20 protein-coding genes and 1 tRNA gene are annotated in these 17,565 nt (G+C 46.0%); 12 read left to right on the top strand and 9 right to left on the bottom strand.

The genetic code is table 11. The features are described 5' to 3' along the window. The first annotated feature begins 38 nt into the window (after positions 1-38). The 4 genes from mug to LEPBO_RS0128165 all read left to right on the top strand — a co-directional run bounded on the left by mug (position 39) and on the right by LEPBO_RS0128165 (position 3,395). Positions 39-593 (top strand): G/U mismatch-specific DNA glycosylase, encoded by a 555-nt coding sequence (mug, locus tag LEPBO_RS0128180; protein ID WP_017290943.1) that lies wholly within the window; start codon positions 39-41, stop codon positions 591-593. A gap of 148 nt (positions 594-741) precedes the next feature. Continuing rightward, complete coding sequence (locus LEPBO_RS0128175) at positions 742-1,311, top strand: cytochrome b (RefSeq protein WP_026148983.1); 570 nt, start codon at positions 742-744, stop codon at positions 1,309-1,311. Continuing rightward, positions 1,308-2,006, top strand: coding sequence for an SGNH/GDSL hydrolase family protein (locus LEPBO_RS0128170; RefSeq protein ID WP_017290941.1), 699 nt, complete (start codon positions 1,308-1,310; stop codon positions 2,004-2,006). Before LEPBO_RS0128175 ends, LEPBO_RS0128170 begins: the two co-directional genes overlap by 4 nt. A gap of 321 nt (positions 2,007-2,327) precedes the next feature. After that, positions 2,328-3,395, top strand: coding sequence for a glycosyltransferase family 2 protein (locus tag LEPBO_RS0128165; protein ID WP_017290939.1), 1,068 nt, complete (start codon positions 2,328-2,330; stop codon positions 3,393-3,395). Positions 3,396-3,411: 16 nt separating this feature from the next. Here LEPBO_RS0128165 and LEPBO_RS0128160 read toward each other — a convergent pair. Together LEPBO_RS0128160 and LEPBO_RS0128155 are read right to left on the bottom strand one after the other, a co-directional pair. Continuing rightward, positions 3,412-3,496: transfer RNA gene (locus tag LEPBO_RS0128160), tRNA-Ser, on the bottom strand. 23 nt (positions 3,497-3,519) lie between these two features. Further along, entirely contained in the window at positions 3,520-5,742 is a 2,223-nt protein-coding gene (locus LEPBO_RS0128155) for a ComEC/Rec2 family competence protein (RefSeq protein ID WP_017290938.1), read from the bottom strand. Between the two features lie 223 nt (positions 5,743-5,965). Between LEPBO_RS0128155 and LEPBO_RS40425 the strand changes: the two genes are divergently transcribed. Further along, entirely contained in the window at positions 5,966-7,132 is a 1,167-nt protein-coding gene (locus LEPBO_RS40425; RefSeq protein ID WP_017290937.1) for an ETX/MTX2 family pore-forming toxin, read from the top strand. 205 nt (positions 7,133-7,337) lie between these two features. On the opposite strand, the gene LEPBO_RS0128145 is transcribed toward LEPBO_RS40425, so the two are convergent. After that, positions 7,338-7,814, bottom strand: coding sequence for a DUF4079 domain-containing protein (locus tag LEPBO_RS0128145; protein WP_017290936.1), 477 nt, complete (start codon positions 7,812-7,814; stop codon positions 7,338-7,340). A gap of 231 nt (positions 7,815-8,045) precedes the next feature. On the opposite strand from LEPBO_RS0128145, the gene LEPBO_RS0128140 reads away from it, so the two are divergent. The 3 genes from LEPBO_RS0128140 (at position 8,046) to LEPBO_RS0128130 (ending at position 10,706) form a co-directional block, all read left to right on the top strand. Further along, on the top strand, positions 8,046-8,609 hold the full coding sequence (locus LEPBO_RS0128140; protein WP_017290935.1) for a DUF3727 domain-containing protein: 564 nt from the start codon (positions 8,046-8,048) through the stop codon (positions 8,607-8,609). 259 nt (positions 8,610-8,868) lie between these two features. Next, positions 8,869-9,984, top strand: a complete 1,116-nt coding sequence (mltG, locus tag LEPBO_RS0128135; protein ID WP_017290934.1) for an endolytic transglycosylase MltG — start codon at positions 8,869-8,871, stop codon at positions 9,982-9,984. A 194-nt stretch (positions 9,985-10,178) separates the two neighbouring features. Beyond that, complete coding sequence (locus LEPBO_RS0128130; RefSeq protein WP_017290933.1) at positions 10,179-10,706, top strand: YqeG family HAD IIIA-type phosphatase; 528 nt, start codon at positions 10,179-10,181, stop codon at positions 10,704-10,706. Between the two features lie 229 nt (positions 10,707-10,935). Here LEPBO_RS0128130 and ccmA read toward each other — a convergent pair whose 3' ends face one another. Beyond that, positions 10,936-11,787: a heme ABC exporter ATP-binding protein CcmA gene (ccmA, locus tag LEPBO_RS0128125; RefSeq protein ID WP_017290932.1), complete on the bottom strand. Its 852-nt coding sequence runs from the start codon at positions 11,785-11,787 to the stop codon at positions 10,936-10,938. Positions 11,788-12,081: 294 nt separating this feature from the next. Here ccmA and LEPBO_RS41240 point away from each other — a divergent pair, with 294 nt between their 5' ends. Continuing rightward, positions 12,082-12,354 (top strand): hypothetical protein, encoded by a 273-nt coding sequence (locus LEPBO_RS41240; RefSeq protein ID WP_071596191.1) that lies wholly within the window; start codon positions 12,082-12,084, stop codon positions 12,352-12,354. Positions 12,355-12,443: 89 nt separating this feature from the next. Continuing rightward, complete coding sequence (locus LEPBO_RS0128115; RefSeq protein WP_017290930.1) at positions 12,444-12,830, top strand: response regulator; 387 nt, start codon at positions 12,444-12,446, stop codon at positions 12,828-12,830. Between the two features lie 7 nt (positions 12,831-12,837). Here the strand turns inward: LEPBO_RS0128115 and LEPBO_RS0128110 are convergent, their stop codons facing one another. The 5 genes from LEPBO_RS0128110 to LEPBO_RS0128090 all read right to left on the bottom strand — a co-directional run bounded on the left by LEPBO_RS0128110 (position 12,838) and on the right by LEPBO_RS0128090 (position 16,664). Beyond that, on the bottom strand, positions 12,838-13,569 hold the full coding sequence (locus LEPBO_RS0128110) for a peptidylprolyl isomerase (RefSeq protein ID WP_017290929.1): 732 nt from the start codon (positions 13,567-13,569) through the stop codon (positions 12,838-12,840). Positions 13,570-13,590: 21 nt separating this feature from the next. Next, positions 13,591-13,866 (bottom strand): hypothetical protein, encoded by a 276-nt coding sequence (locus LEPBO_RS0128105; RefSeq protein WP_017290928.1) that lies wholly within the window; start codon positions 13,864-13,866, stop codon positions 13,591-13,593. A 134-nt stretch (positions 13,867-14,000) separates the two neighbouring features. Next, the gene (locus LEPBO_RS0128100) at positions 14,001-14,219 is read right to left on the bottom strand and encodes a CTB family bacteriocin (RefSeq protein WP_017290927.1); all 219 of its coding nucleotides are present in this window, start codon (positions 14,217-14,219) and stop codon (positions 14,001-14,003) included. Positions 14,220-14,412: 193 nt separating this feature from the next. Further along, the gene (locus LEPBO_RS0128095) at positions 14,413-15,489 is read right to left on the bottom strand and encodes a DUF1822 family protein (RefSeq protein WP_017290926.1); all 1,077 of its coding nucleotides are present in this window, start codon (positions 15,487-15,489) and stop codon (positions 14,413-14,415) included. 2 nt (positions 15,490-15,491) lie between these two features. Beyond that, positions 15,492-16,664, bottom strand: coding sequence for a sigma-70 family RNA polymerase sigma factor (locus LEPBO_RS0128090; RefSeq protein ID WP_017290925.1), 1,173 nt, complete (start codon positions 16,662-16,664; stop codon positions 15,492-15,494). A gap of 97 nt (positions 16,665-16,761) precedes the next feature. On the opposite strand from LEPBO_RS0128090, the gene LEPBO_RS0128085 reads away from it, so the two are divergent. Then, positions 16,762-17,199, top strand: coding sequence for a hypothetical protein (locus tag LEPBO_RS0128085; protein ID WP_017290924.1), 438 nt, complete (start codon positions 16,762-16,764; stop codon positions 17,197-17,199). Between the two features lie 5 nt (positions 17,200-17,204). Continuing rightward, positions 17,205-17,564: a VOC family protein gene (locus LEPBO_RS0128080; protein ID WP_026148981.1), complete on the top strand. Its 360-nt coding sequence runs from the start codon at positions 17,205-17,207 to the stop codon at positions 17,562-17,564. Position 17,565 lies beyond the last annotated feature (1 nt).

Below are 17,565 nucleotides of genomic sequence, written 5' to 3'. Positions count from 1 at the left end.
ATTGAACTTAAATTTTTGCCCAAAGCCCTACCTTCACTGTGATTCACAAGCCCACGAAAGCAGAAATCGCTGCTGCATATCGTCAAACTCTTCCTGATGTCATCGCGCCCGATTTGAACATTCTCTTTAGCGGAATCAATCCCAGTCTTTACAGTGCAGCCGTTGGACATCATTTTGCCCGTCCTGGAAATCGATTTTGGAAGGCAATTCATTTAGCTGGATTTACAGAGCGATTGTTGTCCCCGTTTGAAGATCGGACGTTACTCGATCGCGGATTCGGTCTAACGAATTTGGCGGAACCTGCCACCGCAAGAGCCGATGAACTGACTTCTGAAGATTTCATTGCAGGTCATGAAAAACTTGCCCAAAAGCTCCAGCAATACAAACCAAAGTATTTAGCGGTTTTAGGTGTGAGTGCATATCGGATCGCATTTAATCAGCCAAAAGCTCAGATGGGACGACAACCCGAGACTTTGTTTGACACCACAATTTGGGTCTTGCCGAATCCCAGCGGACTCAACGCGCACTATCAAGTCGATGGGCTGGCGCAGATGTACAAACTTTTACATATGGCAGCCCTAAATCAATTGTGATCTGGGGTGTGAGATGGTGTTGCCTGACTAGCCCCCACTCTCCACTCTTTTTAGCCTCTGCAACTCAAACAGATTGCTACCTTTTCGTAACACAATCTTAATATCTGTCATCTAAGCTTTATGAAGTTTTATGATGAAGGTGGCAGCTATGGCATTAGCCCAATCGTTCAAGCCTAGATTGAATAACGCTTTCAAGCAGTTGATGTCTGTTCACTGGTGGATGAGTGGTGCGTATCTTGTCTTGTTTGTGACGGGCACATTTATGTCACAACTCGATCGTTCTGTAGCTTATCGAGGTTCACTTTACGATTTTCATAAATCGATCGGTGTTATATCGATGGCATTGCTGACTTGGCGAATCTTTCTACTCTTGCAAGTTTGGTGGAAGAAATACACCAAGCGATCGCCCAAATTTACAACTGCTTGGTTTAAGACAGTTGCACTCCATAGCAGTTTATATCTGTTGATGTGGGCAGTTCCGATCGCTGGATTTTTGCTGTCAAATTCATTTCGACCGAACAATGTAAAGTTCTTTGGGATTGTTCTTCCTGATCTCTTTCCGCAGAATGAAGCGATGGTAGAGATTGGTCGCAGTGCACATTTCTGGCTGGCTTACACGTTCTTAGCGTTGATTGTTCTGCATCTGGTTGCACAATGGAAAGTCGTGCGTGCAAATTGGCGACGATTGAGCAACTTACTAAAACCTAGAACCGCATGAAGAAACTGATTGGGAGTACGGCATTATTTTTACTTTTAGGCTGTACTCCGGTTTCGCAAGTCGATGGCGCACAGTCAGGCATTCGCATCATGCCGCTGGGAGATTCGATTACTCAAGGCGATCGCAATCACAATAGCTATCGGCGATCGCTCTGGCTGAAACTGCGGCAAGCTGGATATGACATCAATTTTGTCGGTTCAACGCGATCGCACTATCTGGGCAATCCGCCAAATTCTGATTTTGACCTTGATCATGAGGGACATTGGGGTTGGCAAGCCGATGAGGTTTTAGCGCAAATTGATGGCTGGACAGAACAAGCTAATCCTGACATTGTGCTGATTCATTTAGGCACGAATGACATTCTGAGAGGACAGAGTTTTGAAAGTACGATCGCGGAATTACGATCGCTGATTCAAACAATGCGAAAACGCAATCCGAATCTGAAAATTCTGCTGGCTCAATTGATTCCTTCTCAAGGAGGAGAAACACTGACGCAGCAATTTAATCAGCAGATTTTTGTGCTAGCTCGATCGCTAAATTCCAACACTAGCCCGGTCATTTTGGTCGATCAATTTAGTGGATTTAATGTCAGTCAAGATACTTACGATGGCTTGCATCCAAACGAATCAGGCGAACAGAAAATGGCAAGTCGTTGGTTTCAAGCCTTACAGACTGTAATCTCGAAAAAGCCCTAGCGATTCCAGGCATCTCTGAAGAGAACATGTCCTAAAACGAACAATGTAATACCTACACCTAGAAATAGGAATTGTAGAAAACTTCCGACTCGAAAGCTCAAGCCAACGGGAATAAAAGCTGAGCCGAGCATCCATAATACGTAGGTAAAACTGCGGCGTGTTCGCGATTCATAATCCATAGGTTTATACCCCAATTTAGTGATTCGATTGTGAACATTTCGCTGATTTTCTGCCTCTCCCTTCTGTTAGAAATGCAAGCTTGATTTTTTGTTCCTCGTCCATAAGAATGATCAACAGAATGCTGAATTGTGGAGAAATGGCATGGCTTCTGAACCACTCGTTTCCGTTGTAATTGCCGCTTACAACGCAGAAGCATTCATCTCAGACACAATCAAATCTCTGCAAGCACAGACCTATCGAAACTTTGAAGCCATCATTGTCGATGATGGTTCACAGGATCGCACCGCAGAAATTGTGCGATCGTTTGCTCGAAATGACGATCGCATTAAACTGATTCAGCAACCTAATGCTGGAGTTCCAACGGCTCGCAATCTTGCCATTCAGCATTCTTCTGGCGAATATATTGCTCCAATTGATGCTGATGACATTTGGTATCCAGAACGCTTAGCAAAGCATGTTCACTGTTTAGAAACTGCTGATGCGAATGTGGGACTGGTTTACTCTTGGTCGGTTTATCTCAACGAAAAAGGCGAAATCAAAGGCTATTCTCCGTTTGGACAGCTTGGAGCCGTTGAAGGGAATGTGCTTCCGATGCTGGTGTTTTATAACTTTCTCGATAATGCTTGTTCGACGACCTTTCGGCGAGAATGCCTCGATCGCGTCGGTTACTATAATTGTGAATTTGAAACCTGTGAAGATTGGGATCTCTATCTGCGGATTGCAGAATCCTATCAGTTTCGGATTGTGCCAGAGTATCTGATTGGCTATCGGCAATACAGTGGCAGCATGTCTACAAAATGCGTCACGATGTCGAAATTTTATGAATTGATCATGTCTCGCGTTTATCAACGCCACCCAGAATTGCCTCAATATGTGCGGCATTGGGCAAATACAGCGTTCTATAACAATCTGTTGAGTAAGAGCTATTTAGCAGGGGATTATCGATTGATGTTTCGCTGGATGTTTTGCAGCTTGAGAAATGATTATGCGCTGTTGCTGCGTCCAGGAATTTATAAAGTGACTTTGATCGCGATCGTGAAAACGCTGCTCAAACCCTTCCTGATTCCATCAAAACCGACAGAGATCGAGTCTCGAAGTGTCATTGATCAGAATCAGCCCGATTCATCTCCTGAACCGAATTTTTGGAAACCTTATGATCTCGTAATCCAACGCCGCTGGCAGCACGTACTCAAAACGACTCAGATTTAACATCAAACTTTAGGGACGGAGAGGGGGGGATTCGAACCCCCGTTGAGTTGCCCCAAAACGCATTTCGAGTGCGCCGCATTCAACCACTCTGCCACCTCTCCCGATGACATGCCTACCTAATATACTACAGGAACGAACCGTCTGACTCATCAACTTTTAAACTTGTTTGAAACCCTTGATTTTTCGTCCATTGCAGCGCTCCATCTGCCTCGGTTTGATAAATCTGGACACGATTTTGCTGCAACTGCGTCAGGGTTTCGGGATGAATGGTTTTAGAATAAGCGATCGCGGTTTTCGGCTGCAATTTCTCAATCAGCTTAGGGTGCAATTGCCGCCCAGACCACCAAAGAATTTCATTTCCAACTAATGCACTTCCCAATGCCTGGGACTGCGAAACGTTCGGCGCATCTCTGAGCCATAACCATCGCTGCTGCGCGATCGCAATCTGCACGATCGTTGGCTCAACGCTTAAGAATTGAATCTTGATCGTCCCAGATTCAATCTTCTGCCCGGGCGTAATCGAGACATACTTGCCACTGCGCTGCGCTAATTGCTCGACCACGTTCAACGAAATCACCTGCTGCTTTTTCCCGGAGAAATCGTAGAGTGCGCGAATCGGCATCGCTTCTAAAAGCGCCTTCCAACCGTCTGACATTGCGGGAGAAGCCGCGATCGCCCAATCGATGTGATTGATGCCTTCTTTGCGCAAAAACGGCAAAACTTTGAATTTTACGGCTTCGGCTTGACCGCTATTGATGAGTCCCACTCGTCCGTGATCTTGCACTACGATTACAGGCTTTGCACCCGCAGAAAGCGCTGTAATTTGAAGTAAGTTCGATCGCGTATACCAAGCTGGAATAAACACTAAGTTCATTCCAACTAGCAAAAAAGCCCACCATTGCCGCCGAAACTTAGGAAACAACCAAGGCGTACAAATCAGCGCATATAAAGTAATCAGCAACCCGGTCGAGATGGTTCCAACGGCAATCGAGTTTCCGGGCAGTTGGCAGAAAAACTTGACTAGCTCAATCAACCAGTGAGTTGGATAGTAGAGAATTGGAGACGCGAACTTCGTGATCGCTGGAAGCACAAAGCTCACCCCCGCGCTGACAATCCCACCCAAACTAATAAACGAGATCAATACAGTGGTGAGCAGATTCGCCAGAATGCAATACGGCGAAACGATTCCGAATGAAAAAAGCTGAAGTGGCAGTGTCCAAAGTAAAGCCGAAATTGGAACTGCGATCGCGGGAACAATCACTGTCGGCAACCAATCTAATCGTTTTGACAAGGCTGGAACTGTAATCAATAAACCTAACGTGGCGAGAAAGCTAAATTGAAAACTTAAACTCCAGATCCATAATGGATTCCAGATTAATAAAATGATTGCAACGATTAATAGCGATTGTAATGGCTTAACTTTTCTCTCAAACGCTAAACTAATCAAGATTGCAAATCCCATCAAAACTGCTCGCATCACTGAAGGTTGCAGTCCTGTTAATCCCGCAAAACAGATCAAACCTGCTCCGCAACAGCTAATTTGTATCACTTTCGGCAATCGTCGCGTCAAAGCGAGTAACACACCTAAAATTAGCGTCACTTGAAATCCAGATGCAGCAAGCGCGTGAGAAAGCCCAATTTTAGAAAAAGCTTCTTTGACATCAAAAGGAATATCGACAACTTGTCCGCCAATCACCATTGCAGCAACAATCGCACCTTCTGCTTGTCCAAGTTGTTCAGTTTGCGATCGCACAATCTGTTTCTGCACCATCCACCAACCCCATTCTGGTTTCTGATTCAGATCAAGTAATCGAATCGATTTGCCACTCAATCCTGCAAAACTACCTTCTTGTGCCAAGTACTTCTGAAAATCAAATCCACCCGGATTCATCTTGGGCTTTGGTTTGTAGAGATTGCCCGTAATGGCGATCGCTTGTCCTGGAAATAAGTCTTTTCCTTCGATTTCCGGCAATGTGACATAAAGCTTCCCCTCTGCTTTCTGCTCCCCGACTGCTGCTACATCGAACCAGACTTGTAACTTCCCACTCTGCGTCAGTTTCGGCAATGCTGCTACTTTTCCAGAGATAGTAACTTCCTGCTTTTCTTGGGGAACAAAGCGACTAACATCAATCTGACTCGGCTGAGGTGTCCGAAACTGGAGATAAATTCCTGCAAGTAAGCCGACGCATCCAGCGATCGCAAAAATTCGCGCATACTTTCGGCTTTTTTTCAGCGCAACGATCGCACTGATGACTCCGCAGCCCAATACGATCGCTCCTCCCATCGGAATTGCTGTAAGCAACAATCCCACAATGTAAGCCAAGCCCCAAACCACTACAGGCTGCATATTTCCTCTCTATCCGTTACCATGCTCCCTAGAATTCCCAACTCCCCTACGCACAAACTGATCTGCCCTCTCTTCCAAGCAGATGCACGCTTCTCAATCTTTTCCAACAGATATGCACGCCACTGCATAATCGTGAAAACCGCAACGTGTCATTGATCAGCGCGATGAGCCACTCAACTCAGACTCGCCATCATCCAACTTCATCATTCAGGAAAATGACACCATGCCTCAAATCACGACCACCATTTCAGAAGAAACGGTCAAAGATCTTAATGCTCGACTCAGTGCTAAAAATAGCCCCTATCAAATTTTGGTTCAGCAATATCCAGGTATCGAATATGGCACTGACATGCAAGTTGAAACCCCAATTCAACAGCCTCAGCCCTTTATCGTTGGCGAAGTGATTCATACGAACGATTCTGCAATCAATCAAAGCTTTACCGATGTGGTCAGCCAATCGTATGAAGTGGCTCAAACCTTCTCAATTACCGCAGGCTTGAAGTCTAGCTTTTCTATCAAAGGAAAGACTGATTTTTTGATATTAGGCGCAGAAACAACAGCCTCAGTTGAACTGTCCCTCACGGCTGGATTCACTCACAGTACAAAAGAGACTATCACTCTCCAAAAAAGCATTCCGCTAATCGCTCCGCCCCATAGCAAAGTGACGATGCAAGTGATTGGACAAATCGTGAAGGTTAGTAATGTCCCCTTCACGATTGATGTCACAGTTGGCAATGGCAATTGGAAGATTTACACCACTGACATGTTGCCCGTCTATCGAAAATTTGCCAGAGGGAATCATTTCTATACGACGACTCCGCAAGAAGGAGAAGTGCATGGCTACGTGGATGAAGGAATTTTGGGCTTTGTCTACATGACTCAGCAACCAGGAACTGTTCCGGTCTATCGCAAATTTGGCGGTGGCGATCACTTCTACACAACTAACCTACAAGAAGGTAAGGATCAAGGCTATCAAGATGAGGGCATTTTAGGCTACGTTTACCCCAAACAAGTAGATAAAACGATTCCGGTCTATCGCAAATACAATGGGAAAGACCATTTCTACACGACTAATCTACAAGAAGGTAAGGATCAAGGCTATCAAGATGAGGGCGTTTTAGGCTACATCTATCCGCAGACTGGACTCAATCAATCCCTAGATAGCATCTTGTCTGAAAGCGATCGTACTTTTCGTTCAACGGGCATCTTCAATGGAACGCTGATCAATCAGAAAACTGAAATTGCTATCAAGCAAGAAGAGCGCCCCCCTGTAAAAATTCCAGCCCATGCAGCAATCTCATCTCAAGGCAATTCTCTGGTTTCGACGGAAAGGACACCAGCTGCTTTGCTATCTACCTCAAACATCATTGAGGTGAGTCGAGTCAGGTAATTCTGAAAATCTAGTTGTTAACCGCATGAATTTTGCGAAGTGGGGATTTGCGAAGTGGGGAGATGGGGAGAAGCCAGATTTAGATTGATCTCTATCTCCCTATTCGATTGATTGTGGGCAATGACTAACGATGTCAAGCATGTGCGATTTGAGCTAAAAAAGCGGGATAGAATCACCCCGCTTTTTCTCATGATTTGGGCGTGAGTTAAATGGACAGACCCAACTTCAGTCCAAACACTCCATGCAGAATCAAAATTCCTGCGATCGCAGTTCCTAAATAAGCATGGAACAAGCGTAATCCAGGTTTGTTGCCTGCAAAATTAAACAACGAAATTGCGCCATTCAAATACAGCAGCGCTAACACCGCATTCGCCGTCCAAAAATGCGGACTCTCCAAAATGGGTTTGTGCTGCATCACCAGCGATAGCACGCCGCCTGTGTATCCCATTGTCAAAAACACCACGACCCAAGGCATAATCTTGCGATGATCTGCCCGACTCTTCTCGGCGACTTCCTTATCTTGCGCGATTCGGCTCTGCCAGCCCGCCCAAGCACCATAGCCTCCCATCACCAACACCACAATACTCATCATGGCTGGATGACCCCAATGCACGATCGGTTCCGGCACATTCAGCGATCGAAAAAACGCAGCGATCGGCTCTAGCATCTCCGTCAAGTTCATTTCTCGCTCTCCCGTAAAGAAATATGAACATATTGTACGGAAAGTAACGACACGAAATGAATAAATTCTTCAGCAAAGTGTCAGGGTAAGCAGATTAAAGAATCAATCCGCCTCGCACCCTTGTACCTGAAACAAAGTGCCCATTCTACGAGATACTTTTGTGAGGGCAAACGCGATTTATCCCGCCGAGTCCGCAATTCGTTTAATAAAGAGAGAGATAGAGAGAGTCCAATGGACGAAGACAGCATGGAAAACATGGATGCTCCCACCGTAACCCTGACGGATGACGCAGGCTTAACGCTGACCTGCTATGTCGAGCATTCTTTAGACGTGGAAGACCAAGAATACGTGCTGCTGCTTCCCGTTGACTCGCCGATCGAGATTTTCGCTTGGCAAGAAAATGGCGAAGAAGATGAAGCCGTATTAGTCGAAGATCAGGAAACTATAAACCTCGTTTTTCCGATCGCCAAAGCTGTTCTAGAAGAACAGAATCTAGCACTCAAGCAAACCGCAGTTGTTTTAACGGTTGAAGGCGACTTGCCAGATCTCGACGACGAAGAAAGCTGGGAAGGCGTGGAATCTGACGGTGAGGATGACCAAGAAGAACTGCAACTCCTCGCGAGCTTCTGGCATGAAGAACAAGAATATGCCATTTATACCCCGCTCGATCCCTACTTCATCTTGGCGCGGCTGGATGACAACGGAAATCCGCATCTCCTTTCCCAAGAAGAACTGAAAAAAATCGAGCCAATGCTACCCATGATCGAAGATCAGCTATTCGATGAAATGGAGTAATTACCCGGACAGTTGGGAATGGGGGATTGATTTGATCCGAATCATCCCCGCCCACTTTCTGAAGTTAAGAAAAAAGTTTTTCCTGATCTGAAATAAAGGCTAAAATTACTGACTGGGTTTGATCCCCCGGCATCAAATTTGTTAAAAATCTTGCTATAAAACTTTATTCAAAGCGGTTGACAGGTTGACAAACTGAATTAATATTTGTTCTGAACGAAGGCATCAGCTGCAGTTCTCCGCATCTCACATTCATTTACTGATGAAAATCGCTAAAAGCTTTGCAAGATTTTCGTTTTTCCTAGCTCTCGTCGGGGTTGCACTTGGACTCTCTGCATGGCGCGCTCAAGCCTGGTGGAGTTTTGCGAGTTCGCCTATGACCCCGCAAGCGACAGCAGACCAAGGAAAACGAATCCTGATCCAAATTCCCCAAGGAACTTCGGCTCAACAAATTGGACAAGAACTCGAAGCTGCTGGGCTGATTCGTTCAGCGAAGGCTTGGGATGTTCTGGCACGCTGGATGATGTGGCAAGACCCAGATGGCGGATTCCAGGCTGGAAATTACGAACTCTCGACCGGAGATTCTCTGCAATCGATCGCGAACACGATCTGGAACGGGCAAGTTGCACAGCGCAGCTTCACCATTCCTGAGGGTTGGTCGATGAAGCAGATGGCAAATTATTTTGAGAAACAAGGCTATTTCAAAGCGAAAGACTTTCTAGCAGCCGCGAGCGAAATCCCGAATTCTGATTATCCTTGGCTGCCTGCGAATCTGCCATTTCTGGAAGGATTTTTGTATCCAGATACCTATCAGATCGAAGCGGGGAGCGCGATTACCCCAAAACAAGTGATTCGCCAAATGCTGAATCGCTTTGAGCAAGTGGCGCTACCGCTCTACAACAAAAACCGAGCCAATACTAATTTGTCTCTGCTGCAATGGGTCACGCTCGCTAGCATTGTTGAGAAAGAAGCCGTGATTCCGTCTGAGCGGGGAATTATTTCTGGAGTCTTTCACAATCGGTTGAAGAAGAATATGACCTTAGGCTCAGACCCCACGGTAGAGTATGCGCTTGGTGTTCAACAAACGCCTGAAAATCCGCTGACCTACGCTCAAGTTGCGACTCCTTCTCCGTATAATACTTACGTCACGCCAGGCTTGCCTCCGACCCCGATCGCGGCTCCTGGGGTTGCAAGTTTAAAGGCAACCTTAAATCCTGAAGCGACCGACTATCTCTATTTCGTGGCGCGATACGATGGATCACATGTGTTTAGTCGAACGTTAGCAGAGCATGAATCTGCGCAGGGTAAGATCCGCGATCGCGTCGATGCCCAAGCGCAGAAAGAACAGCAAAAAACTCCGCAAAAAACGGGAAATTAACGCAGCTTCACAATTCGATCCGTGGTCTTCAGGTATGAGATTATAGCTGCAACGTTCTAGACTAGAACCTAGAGCGTTGTTTAATAAACTGACAAAATGCGCAAGAATGTAATTGATTCTACGAATTGCAGCACTTACGCGAGTCGTCAGTATTTTTTCACTTTGTTCTGTCCAATCTCACCCGATAACCTGCTATGACTTGGGGCAAACTCCTTCAACCCGATCTTCTTCTCGATACCACGATTTTAGGTTTGACACCTGAAATGCTATCTGAGCGCAATTTGCGTGGTCTTGTGTTAGATGTCGATGAGACGCTGGTTCCAATTACGACCGCGCAGATTTCAACCGAGTTATTGCCTTGGGTTGAGCAGGTGCGCCAAGTGACAGAGATTTGGCTTGCAAGTAACAATATTAGCGAGAATCGCATTAAGCGCATTGCGGATATTTTGGGCGTTCCTTATATTATCGGAGCAGGCAAGCCTTCTCGACGTAAGCTGAGACGAGCCGTAGAAGCGATGAATTTGCCGCCGGAGCAGGTAGGAATGGTGGGCGATCGCTTATTCACCGATGTGTTAGCAGGCAATCGGTTGGGAATGTGTACGATTTTGGTGCAGCCAATGGTCGATCCGACGGCTGAAGTGGCGCGAAAATACCCGGTTCACGCGATCGAGGTCTGGCTCTCTCAAGCTTTGGGTGCGACTTTGACTCCTTACAAGCCGTAAATCTGTAGAAAAGATTATGAAACCCGAGAGTCAAGGAAATTGCTGGCATCCTAGATAAAGATTAAATGGAGCCAGCCAATTTAAAGGCTCTAAACGATAAATCTCAGTGAATACTAGCGAAGTGCCGTTCCGAAAGGAGTCGGCACTTCGTTTATGTGAGGTTTTTTAATTGGCAGAATTTGCTAGCAGGATGCCAGGGCTGAGCTAAGTCCAGTTTGTTTGGAGATTGCTAATCTAGATTTCGCCCGGTCAACTCTACAAAAATATCTTCTAGATTCGATGGGCGCACCATCATTCCCGTTTTATCGGGCTGTTGATCCAAAAATTGATTCGCATCTTCGACGGTTGGAAAAAACTTGTAATCCCAAGAATCGCTTGCCTGCTTCATGACAATGCCTTTTCCATGCTGCTGCCGCAATTCTTCTAGCGTGCCGAGTGAAATCAGTTTGCCGCTGTCCATGATGCCAATGCGATCGCACAAATATTCCACTTCATCCATATAGTGAGTGGTCAGAAGGATTGTCATTCCTTGCTTGTTCAAATCGCGGATAATTTCCCACAAGCGGCGACGCGTTTGTGGATCAAGTCCAACGGTCGGTTCATCCAGGAACAGAATTTCAGGTCGATGGAGTAAAGCGCGTGCAATTTGGAGACGGCGCTTCATCCCGCCAGAAAGCGTTTTTGCCGGATCATTTCTGCGATCGTTGAGTTCCACATATTCCAATGCCTGATCAATCTCTTGCTGGCGGACTGGATTGGGAATGTGATGTAAGCGCCCGTGGTATTCCATGTTTTCCCAGACGGTTAGATCACTGTCGATACTAATTTGCTGAAGGACAACTCCGATACGGGACTTCACCAGCGATCGCTGACGAGCCACATCATATCCAGCAACTTGAATCTGACCATCTGAAGGCTTGGTCAACGTGGTTAACATCCGAATTGTGGTTGATTTTCCTGCACCGTTCGGTCCGAGCAATCCAAACATCTCTCCTGCTTGAATTTCAAACGAAAGCCCATTCACGACTGGAACTTTGTTGTAAAGCTTATGCACATTTTGAAGCGAGACAGCAGCAATCATTGATCTTAGCGTTTTAGAAATATTAGTTAACAATATCGTATGGAGTCGGAAGGTGGGGAGTGGGAAGCAGAGAGGGGTTTTCTGATGAATGGTTGTGAACTACCTGTAAATCTGGAAACTTGCCGTCAAATTCGACTCGTAATCTTACGAAAGGTATCGAATTGTGACTAGAAGGGGATGCCTGCTCATTTCCTCATCAATTCCTCAATTTTGAGGCATAGTGTTGAACTTAATACCTCTGCTGACCCTATTTCTCATTCCGACAGGATTTCGATTCTATATCCGAGATAAAAAATGTCTAATTGTCCTTGCTGCTCAGATCGACTTCTCCGCCATATTCGACGCGGATCTTTGTATTGGTTCTGTCGCTCCTGCTGGGCAGAAATGCCTAATCTTGAGATGGATGATCCTGCGACCACAGTCTCTTCTCCTATACTAGAACCTGCTGGATTAAAACCTTTTGTGATTCACTCTGGGCGAAGTGCAGCGCTTCAGCCGATCTCTCATTTTGCAAAAGTCATTCAACATCATCGTTCTGACAAGCCGAATCATCTTCTAGTGAGTTGATCTTCTGATGGTTGATCGCTTTTTTTGACAGCACAAACGAGGAAAATAGAAGATGGAGAACCTGTCTCTCGTTTAGAAACTTCAAGCACATGAGAAAACGCATCTTAGTCGTGGATAACGAAGAGTACATTCAAGAAGTGACAAAGATCTGCCTTGAAACTGTTGCAGGCTGGGATGTGCTGACCGCAAGTTCTGGCTTAGAAGGGATTCAAACCGCGGAACTTGAGCAGCCGGATGCGATTTTGCTCGATGTGATGATGCCAGATATGGATGGTATTGCAACATTTAATCGGCTGCGGGAAAATCCTGCTACTCAGCACATTCCAGTTATGTTCTTCACAGCTAAAGCTCAAGTGAGCGACTATCAGTACTACGAAGAACTCGGAATTAAAGCTGCGATCGCAAAACCATTCGAGCCGATGGTACTTGCGAAGCAAGTCGCTCAGGCTTTGGGCTGGAACTTTGTCCCTTGCTAAGCTGTGCTTAGGTATGGATCAGATAGTTCAATTCGGTGGTTAACCATTCATTGAACATACGATCGAGGATTTCTTGCTGACGCTCAGGAGTAAACTCGGCTGGAATGAACTCTTCGACGAGCAGTAAATGACTGGCTTGATCCATCTCGATCGGACCAATCACCTGTCCTGGAGTCGCACTAAAGACGAGTGCAGAAAGTTCGGGTTTGAGGTTCCAACGGTAGAGCTTGCCTTCATACCCACATTGAAATCGACGCTGATCATCTGAATCATACAGATGGGCAGCTTCATAAAAGCTGATTTCGTCTTCTTGGATTTGATAGGCAATCTCTTGAGCAAGTTGCTGATACGGAACCACAATCCGGTAAAGCAGCACTTGATCGAATTCGCGCTGATTTTCTGTGAAAAAGCGATCGGCTTCTTTTGCAAATAAAGTTTGAGCGAGTTTTTTAGTCAGCAAGCGATCGCGAATGCCTGCTTCCCATTCTTCAGGCGTCACGAGTTGATCATTGAGCCACGCGAAGGTATCAGCCGAGCGGAAGAGCCGATTTTCATAGCGAATGTGGTCTGCTTCCGCTTGGATTTCTTCAGGAGTGACGGTGATCTCACGCGACTCGATCGCTTGATCAATGATTTTCTGGTAAGAGATGTTGCGGCAAATTTCTTTCAGTTGCAAAGTTTTTTTTAGCGTTGCAATGATGGTTTCTGAGTGAATCGTTTCCCCCTTAAAGCTAGTCATTTTCTTAGTCCTTTGCGCGTATTACCAAAAAATTTGTCCGTCCCCAAATTGGTTGATCACAATGAAGATAGGCATCGAAATATTGGTTGAAATTGCAGTATTGCCGATGGAATTGCCACCGAGATTGGCAATGGTAGCTGAGGCTGCAGGATTGATATTTAGGGATTGTAGAAGGGGTTGAAATAACGAGAAGAGAGAGAGATTACTTTGTCGTTTTTTGCGACGGCGACCTCCTTGAATCGTGGTGGAATGTTCTGCGATCGCGTCTTCTGTATAGTCGATATCTGAAATGATCATAAAATCGCTCCTTGGCTAGAGATAGAGGGAGTTAGAACTCCGATCTCTTCAGAGAAATCGGAGTTCGAGAGTTTGGGAGCATGGAGTTTCACAAGTTCACATCAGGCAAGGGTGTGAACTTATCGGGCAGTGAATTAAAGACCTAGAACAATCCCGCCAAAGCCGGACGTATCAATTTGCAAGCTACCACCGGTTGCAAAGGAAGTACTTCCGCCAGGACCAGATGTGGAACCTGTTTGCATCAAAGTTGTGTGTTGTTGAAATTGAGTGTAGTTGAGAGAGAAGTCAACTCCGCCTTCGAGTTCGTTAGCTTCGGTTGCGATTTCTTGATAGGTCAATTCGTTGATAATCATGATGGTCTCCGTTGTGGTTGAATGTTTTTTTTGAGAGTAGCAACTGCTGTTTGAGTTGCTATGTATATAAGGTATCTGCTGAATTTCTGGGATGGGGGAATTCTTGCTGTATATGTAGCCAATTTGGCGGACTTATTTTTGGGTTGAAAAAGACCCCCGAAGTTGTCAAAATTTCGGGGGTCTCAGAACACGATTAAAAGCGGAGGATTTCTCGATCGTAGCCTTCACTCAGCGGCTCAGTCTCCCAGACAATGCCTTCTCCAGGGTCTAGCGCGACTTCGATCGAGAGCGATTCAACGCTTGTTTGCGCGATCGCTTCATTGCCTTCAAAGCTCTGCAAATCTTCTGTGAGTAAACGCAGCTTAAAGCCACCTGGAACCATTCCACCGGGTGAAAGGTTGTGCAGTTCAAATCGCCAAGTCTGATCCGCTTGCGGAATGACTTGTAACTCATATTGCTGTCCGGCGATTTCTAGCACCCGAGATAAAACATTCGTTGGTGCTGTCAGATCTGCACTTCGGGCTGCTGCATATCCGGGTTGGAGTTCGAGCCGTTCCCAGTTGAAGAGTTGAGAAACGCCAGACTGTAGCCATTCTAGAATCGAAGGCTGAATCAGTCCTTGGCGCGATTGATATAACCGTTGCCGCCAGCCGCCATGCTCGATCAATGCTCCCCACGTCTGAAAGGGAACTGCTAAGCGTGGAGAAAGTAACTCAGGATTGCTCAACCGAGTGATGAGATTGTTTGCTTGTTCGATCGACAATGCAGGTAGTGCTGCAAGCTCGGCTCGAAGTTGGGGCTGACAAAGTTCTGAAGTGAGCCAAATCAGTTCAGGATTGGCAAGTTGATCTGAGGTGAGGCAATACGTACGATCGTTGAAATCTAAGTGTCCTTGCGTTTTAACAGTATGGTGAGTCGCATAGCCCCAAACGCTGACGCGCCCTTCGTCTGGTTCAACTTGTGCCGCTAAATAGTAATCGCCTGCCCAAGTGGGTAAATCAATCCATTCTTGCGGAATGCGAAGTTCATCATGGTCGATCGATTCAGTGGGAATCACAACGAATCGCAATCCGTTGACGGTGAAAGCTGTTCCATTTACGAATTCCCAAAAGCTAGAAAGTGCGTTGGCGTTGACCCAGGTTCTAGCACTGGGCGTTTCGGATTGAAACCAGGGAAGTAGAGCACTCAAACAAAGTTGATTGAGATAGGCTGTCCAATTGGGTTGCCAGAGTCGGGTCGGGTCAGTTTCGAGAAAGAGATCGAGAGACATGGCTAGTTCTCCAGGTTTTTGTAGTGGGTTTGTAGCCAGTCTTCAAGGACGGCACTCATGCTTTGAAGTAGGGCAGGGGTGAGGGAAATATGCAGTGTTTCTTGACTCCAGGTAGCAAGGCTCTTGAGGAGGAGTTCTTTGGCTTTGGTGAGGCGGCGAGAAATCGTGTATTGCTTGATGTTTAGACGAGTTGCCATTTGCTGCTGCGTACAATTTTCGGCATAGTACAAGCGCAAAATTGAGCGCAGTTCTTCGTCTAGCTGTGCGATCGCGGTTTCTAAGACTTGGTTGAGGTTCGATCGTTGGGCTTGACGTTCTTGTATTTCCTCTTCTGCAATCAAATCTGCGATCAGAGATTCTCTTGGACTTTCAGGCACATCGTCGAGGAGTTCCCCGGAGTCATATCCAGGTTTCGGCGTATTGATAGAAACTAAAGTGGGATTCAGATAATTTCGGGCAGCATTGGCACAAGTGATGAGCCATTTCTCGATCAGAGTGGGAGTTGCTTCGAGTAGAGCTTCGCGATTTTTGTTGTACTGGTGTGCGATCGTTGTCCAGGTCTGATCATCGGGTCGAGGTAATTTTCGCGTACCTGTGGCTTGAGTCGGAACATACAAGGTTTTGAAACAGTTCCACGCAAGGACATAAGATGCGATCGTTTCTGCGCTCAATCCAGCATTTTCCAGCGATTCGACTAAACGCTTTTGGCTGACTTTCCGAAGCAGTGCCCAGTTCGTGCAGATATCAACTTCTTGCCGCTGACGTAAGGTATCGCGAATCGTACTGGAAAAAATTGCACTGGCGTAGTTTTGTAAGTTGAAGCCTTGTTGGGCGTTGAAGTTTTGGAGAATTTTCTCAACTTTGACGATCGCGACTTGGAAGCAATCTGGCAATGTATATTGCACTGCTGCGAAATTCAGCAGCATCTTATGAGCCGACCAATAGCAGGTTTCTTGCAGGTAAGCGGTCAAATGATCAACTGCACCGCGATCGCTCTTTTCCTGCCAAATTTTGAACCAATAGAGCGACCAAAAATTGAGGGAGCCAGAGGCAGATTCTAAGCATTTCTGCATTCTGCGGCGCAATCGGGCATCGGTTGCCCAGGTGGAAGCGCGATCGCCTTCAAATTGCAGGAAAGTGGAAAAGGTTTCTAATGGGTCTTGGCGCGATCGCATAAATCAAAGAAGTGATTCCTATTGAATCAGTGTGATGACTTCTCAATTTTTTAACTCAGATTGAGTCTTCTGATTCAGTTCTCAAAAGGAAATCGACATGAAACGTAAACTAATTGCTTTGATAATCGGTGCTGTTGCCTTGATTCCCGGTACGGTGAAAGCTCAAGAGTATGGCATTCCGCACAGTATGCTTGACTCTTTTTCAGATGATGCAGATAGCCAAATTGTGATTCGAGTCAGGCAACCGGGCGATCGTTCAAATCTTTGTGGCAGAAGAATGGGAATGATTGACGATGGCTATAGCTTCCCGCGTCCGGGAAGTGCTGCTAATAATTACGATTATCCGCGTCCGGGCGGCTCGAACTATTTTCAATTGCCGACAGGGGCACGCAATCCTGACATTATTGGCTGTGTCGATCGTTCTCGAAATATCTTGTTTATCAATATTTTTAAGGTTGTCGAACAGGTGCAACCGACATCTGAACCTACGCTTTATAATCCGAATCAGATGCCCATTTATGCACCGAAACGTTAATGGTTATGCAACTCACCCAATTTTTACATGCTGCGATCGTGGTTTCTGACTTGGAGAAATCAGAGCAGTTTTATGGAACCGTGTTGGGGTTGAAAAAGATCGATCGAGTGTTGAAGTTTCCGGGGGCTTGGTATGAGATTGGGTCGTTTCAAATTCATTTGATCGCAGATTCGGCTCCGGTTTCGGAAACTTTTGCTGAAAAGTGGGGTAGAAATCGGCATTTAGCGTTTTCGGTCGAGAACATTGAAACGGCTAAAGCAACCTTGATTCAGGCAGGATGTGAGATTCAAATGAGTGCTTCGGGGCGACCCGCTTTATTCGTTAAAGATCCAGATGGAAATATCATTGAATTAGGAGAAGCATAAC

Origin of the sequence: Leptolyngbya boryana PCC 6306, assembly GCF_000353285.1 — a bacterium.
GTDB classification, from domain to species: Bacteria; Cyanobacteriota; Cyanobacteriia; order Leptolyngbyales; family Leptolyngbyaceae; genus Leptolyngbya; species Leptolyngbya boryana.
Note: the sequence above shows the minus strand (reverse complement) of the source record. Positions and strands in the feature narration are given on the sequence as shown.

Bases quoted from the DNA above. Each gene is read 5' to 3' on its own strand.
- LEPBO_RS0128175 (WP_026148983.1), top strand. From the start codon at position 742: ATGGCATTAGCCCAATCGTTCAAGCCTAGATTGAATAACGCTTTCAAG.
- LEPBO_RS0128170 (WP_017290941.1), top strand. From the start codon at position 1,308: ATGAAGAAACTGATTGGGAGTACGGCATTATTTTTACTTTTAGGCTGT.
- LEPBO_RS0128165 (WP_017290939.1), top strand. From the start codon at position 2,328: ATGGCTTCTGAACCACTCGTTTCCGTTGTAATTGCCGCTTACAACGCA.
- LEPBO_RS0128155 (WP_017290938.1), bottom strand. From the start codon at position 5,742: ATGCAGCCTGTAGTGGTTTGGGGCTTGGCTTACATTGTGGGATTGTTG.
- LEPBO_RS40425 (WP_017290937.1), top strand. From the start codon at position 5,966: ATGCCTCAAATCACGACCACCATTTCAGAAGAAACGGTCAAAGATCTT.
- LEPBO_RS0128145 (WP_017290936.1), bottom strand. From the start codon at position 7,814: ATGAACTTGACGGAGATGCTAGAGCCGATCGCTGCGTTTTTTCGATCG.
- LEPBO_RS0128140 (WP_017290935.1), top strand. From the start codon at position 8,046: ATGGACGAAGACAGCATGGAAAACATGGATGCTCCCACCGTAACCCTG.
- mltG (WP_017290934.1), top strand. From the start codon at position 8,869: ATGAAAATCGCTAAAAGCTTTGCAAGATTTTCGTTTTTCCTAGCTCTC.
- LEPBO_RS0128130 (WP_017290933.1), top strand. From the start codon at position 10,179: ATGACTTGGGGCAAACTCCTTCAACCCGATCTTCTTCTCGATACCACG.
- ccmA (WP_017290932.1), bottom strand. From the start codon at position 11,787: ATGATTGCTGCTGTCTCGCTTCAAAATGTGCATAAGCTTTACAACAAA.
- LEPBO_RS41240 (WP_071596191.1), top strand. From the start codon at position 12,082: ATGTCTAATTGTCCTTGCTGCTCAGATCGACTTCTCCGCCATATTCGA.
- LEPBO_RS0128115 (WP_017290930.1), top strand. From the start codon at position 12,444: ATGAGAAAACGCATCTTAGTCGTGGATAACGAAGAGTACATTCAAGAA.
- LEPBO_RS0128110 (WP_017290929.1), bottom strand. From the start codon at position 13,569: ATGACTAGCTTTAAGGGGGAAACGATTCACTCAGAAACCATCATTGCA.
- LEPBO_RS0128105 (WP_017290928.1), bottom strand. From the start codon at position 13,866: ATGATCATTTCAGATATCGACTATACAGAAGACGCGATCGCAGAACAT.
- LEPBO_RS0128100 (WP_017290927.1), bottom strand. From the start codon at position 14,219: ATGATTATCAACGAATTGACCTATCAAGAAATCGCAACCGAAGCTAAC.
- LEPBO_RS0128095 (WP_017290926.1), bottom strand. From the start codon at position 15,489: ATGTCTCTCGATCTCTTTCTCGAAACTGACCCGACCCGACTCTGGCAA.
- LEPBO_RS0128090 (WP_017290925.1), bottom strand. From the start codon at position 16,664: ATGCGATCGCGCCAAGACCCATTAGAAACCTTTTCCACTTTCCTGCAA.
- LEPBO_RS0128085 (WP_017290924.1), top strand. From the start codon at position 16,762: ATGAAACGTAAACTAATTGCTTTGATAATCGGTGCTGTTGCCTTGATT.
- LEPBO_RS0128080 (WP_026148981.1), top strand. From the start codon at position 17,205: ATGCAACTCACCCAATTTTTACATGCTGCGATCGTGGTTTCTGACTTG.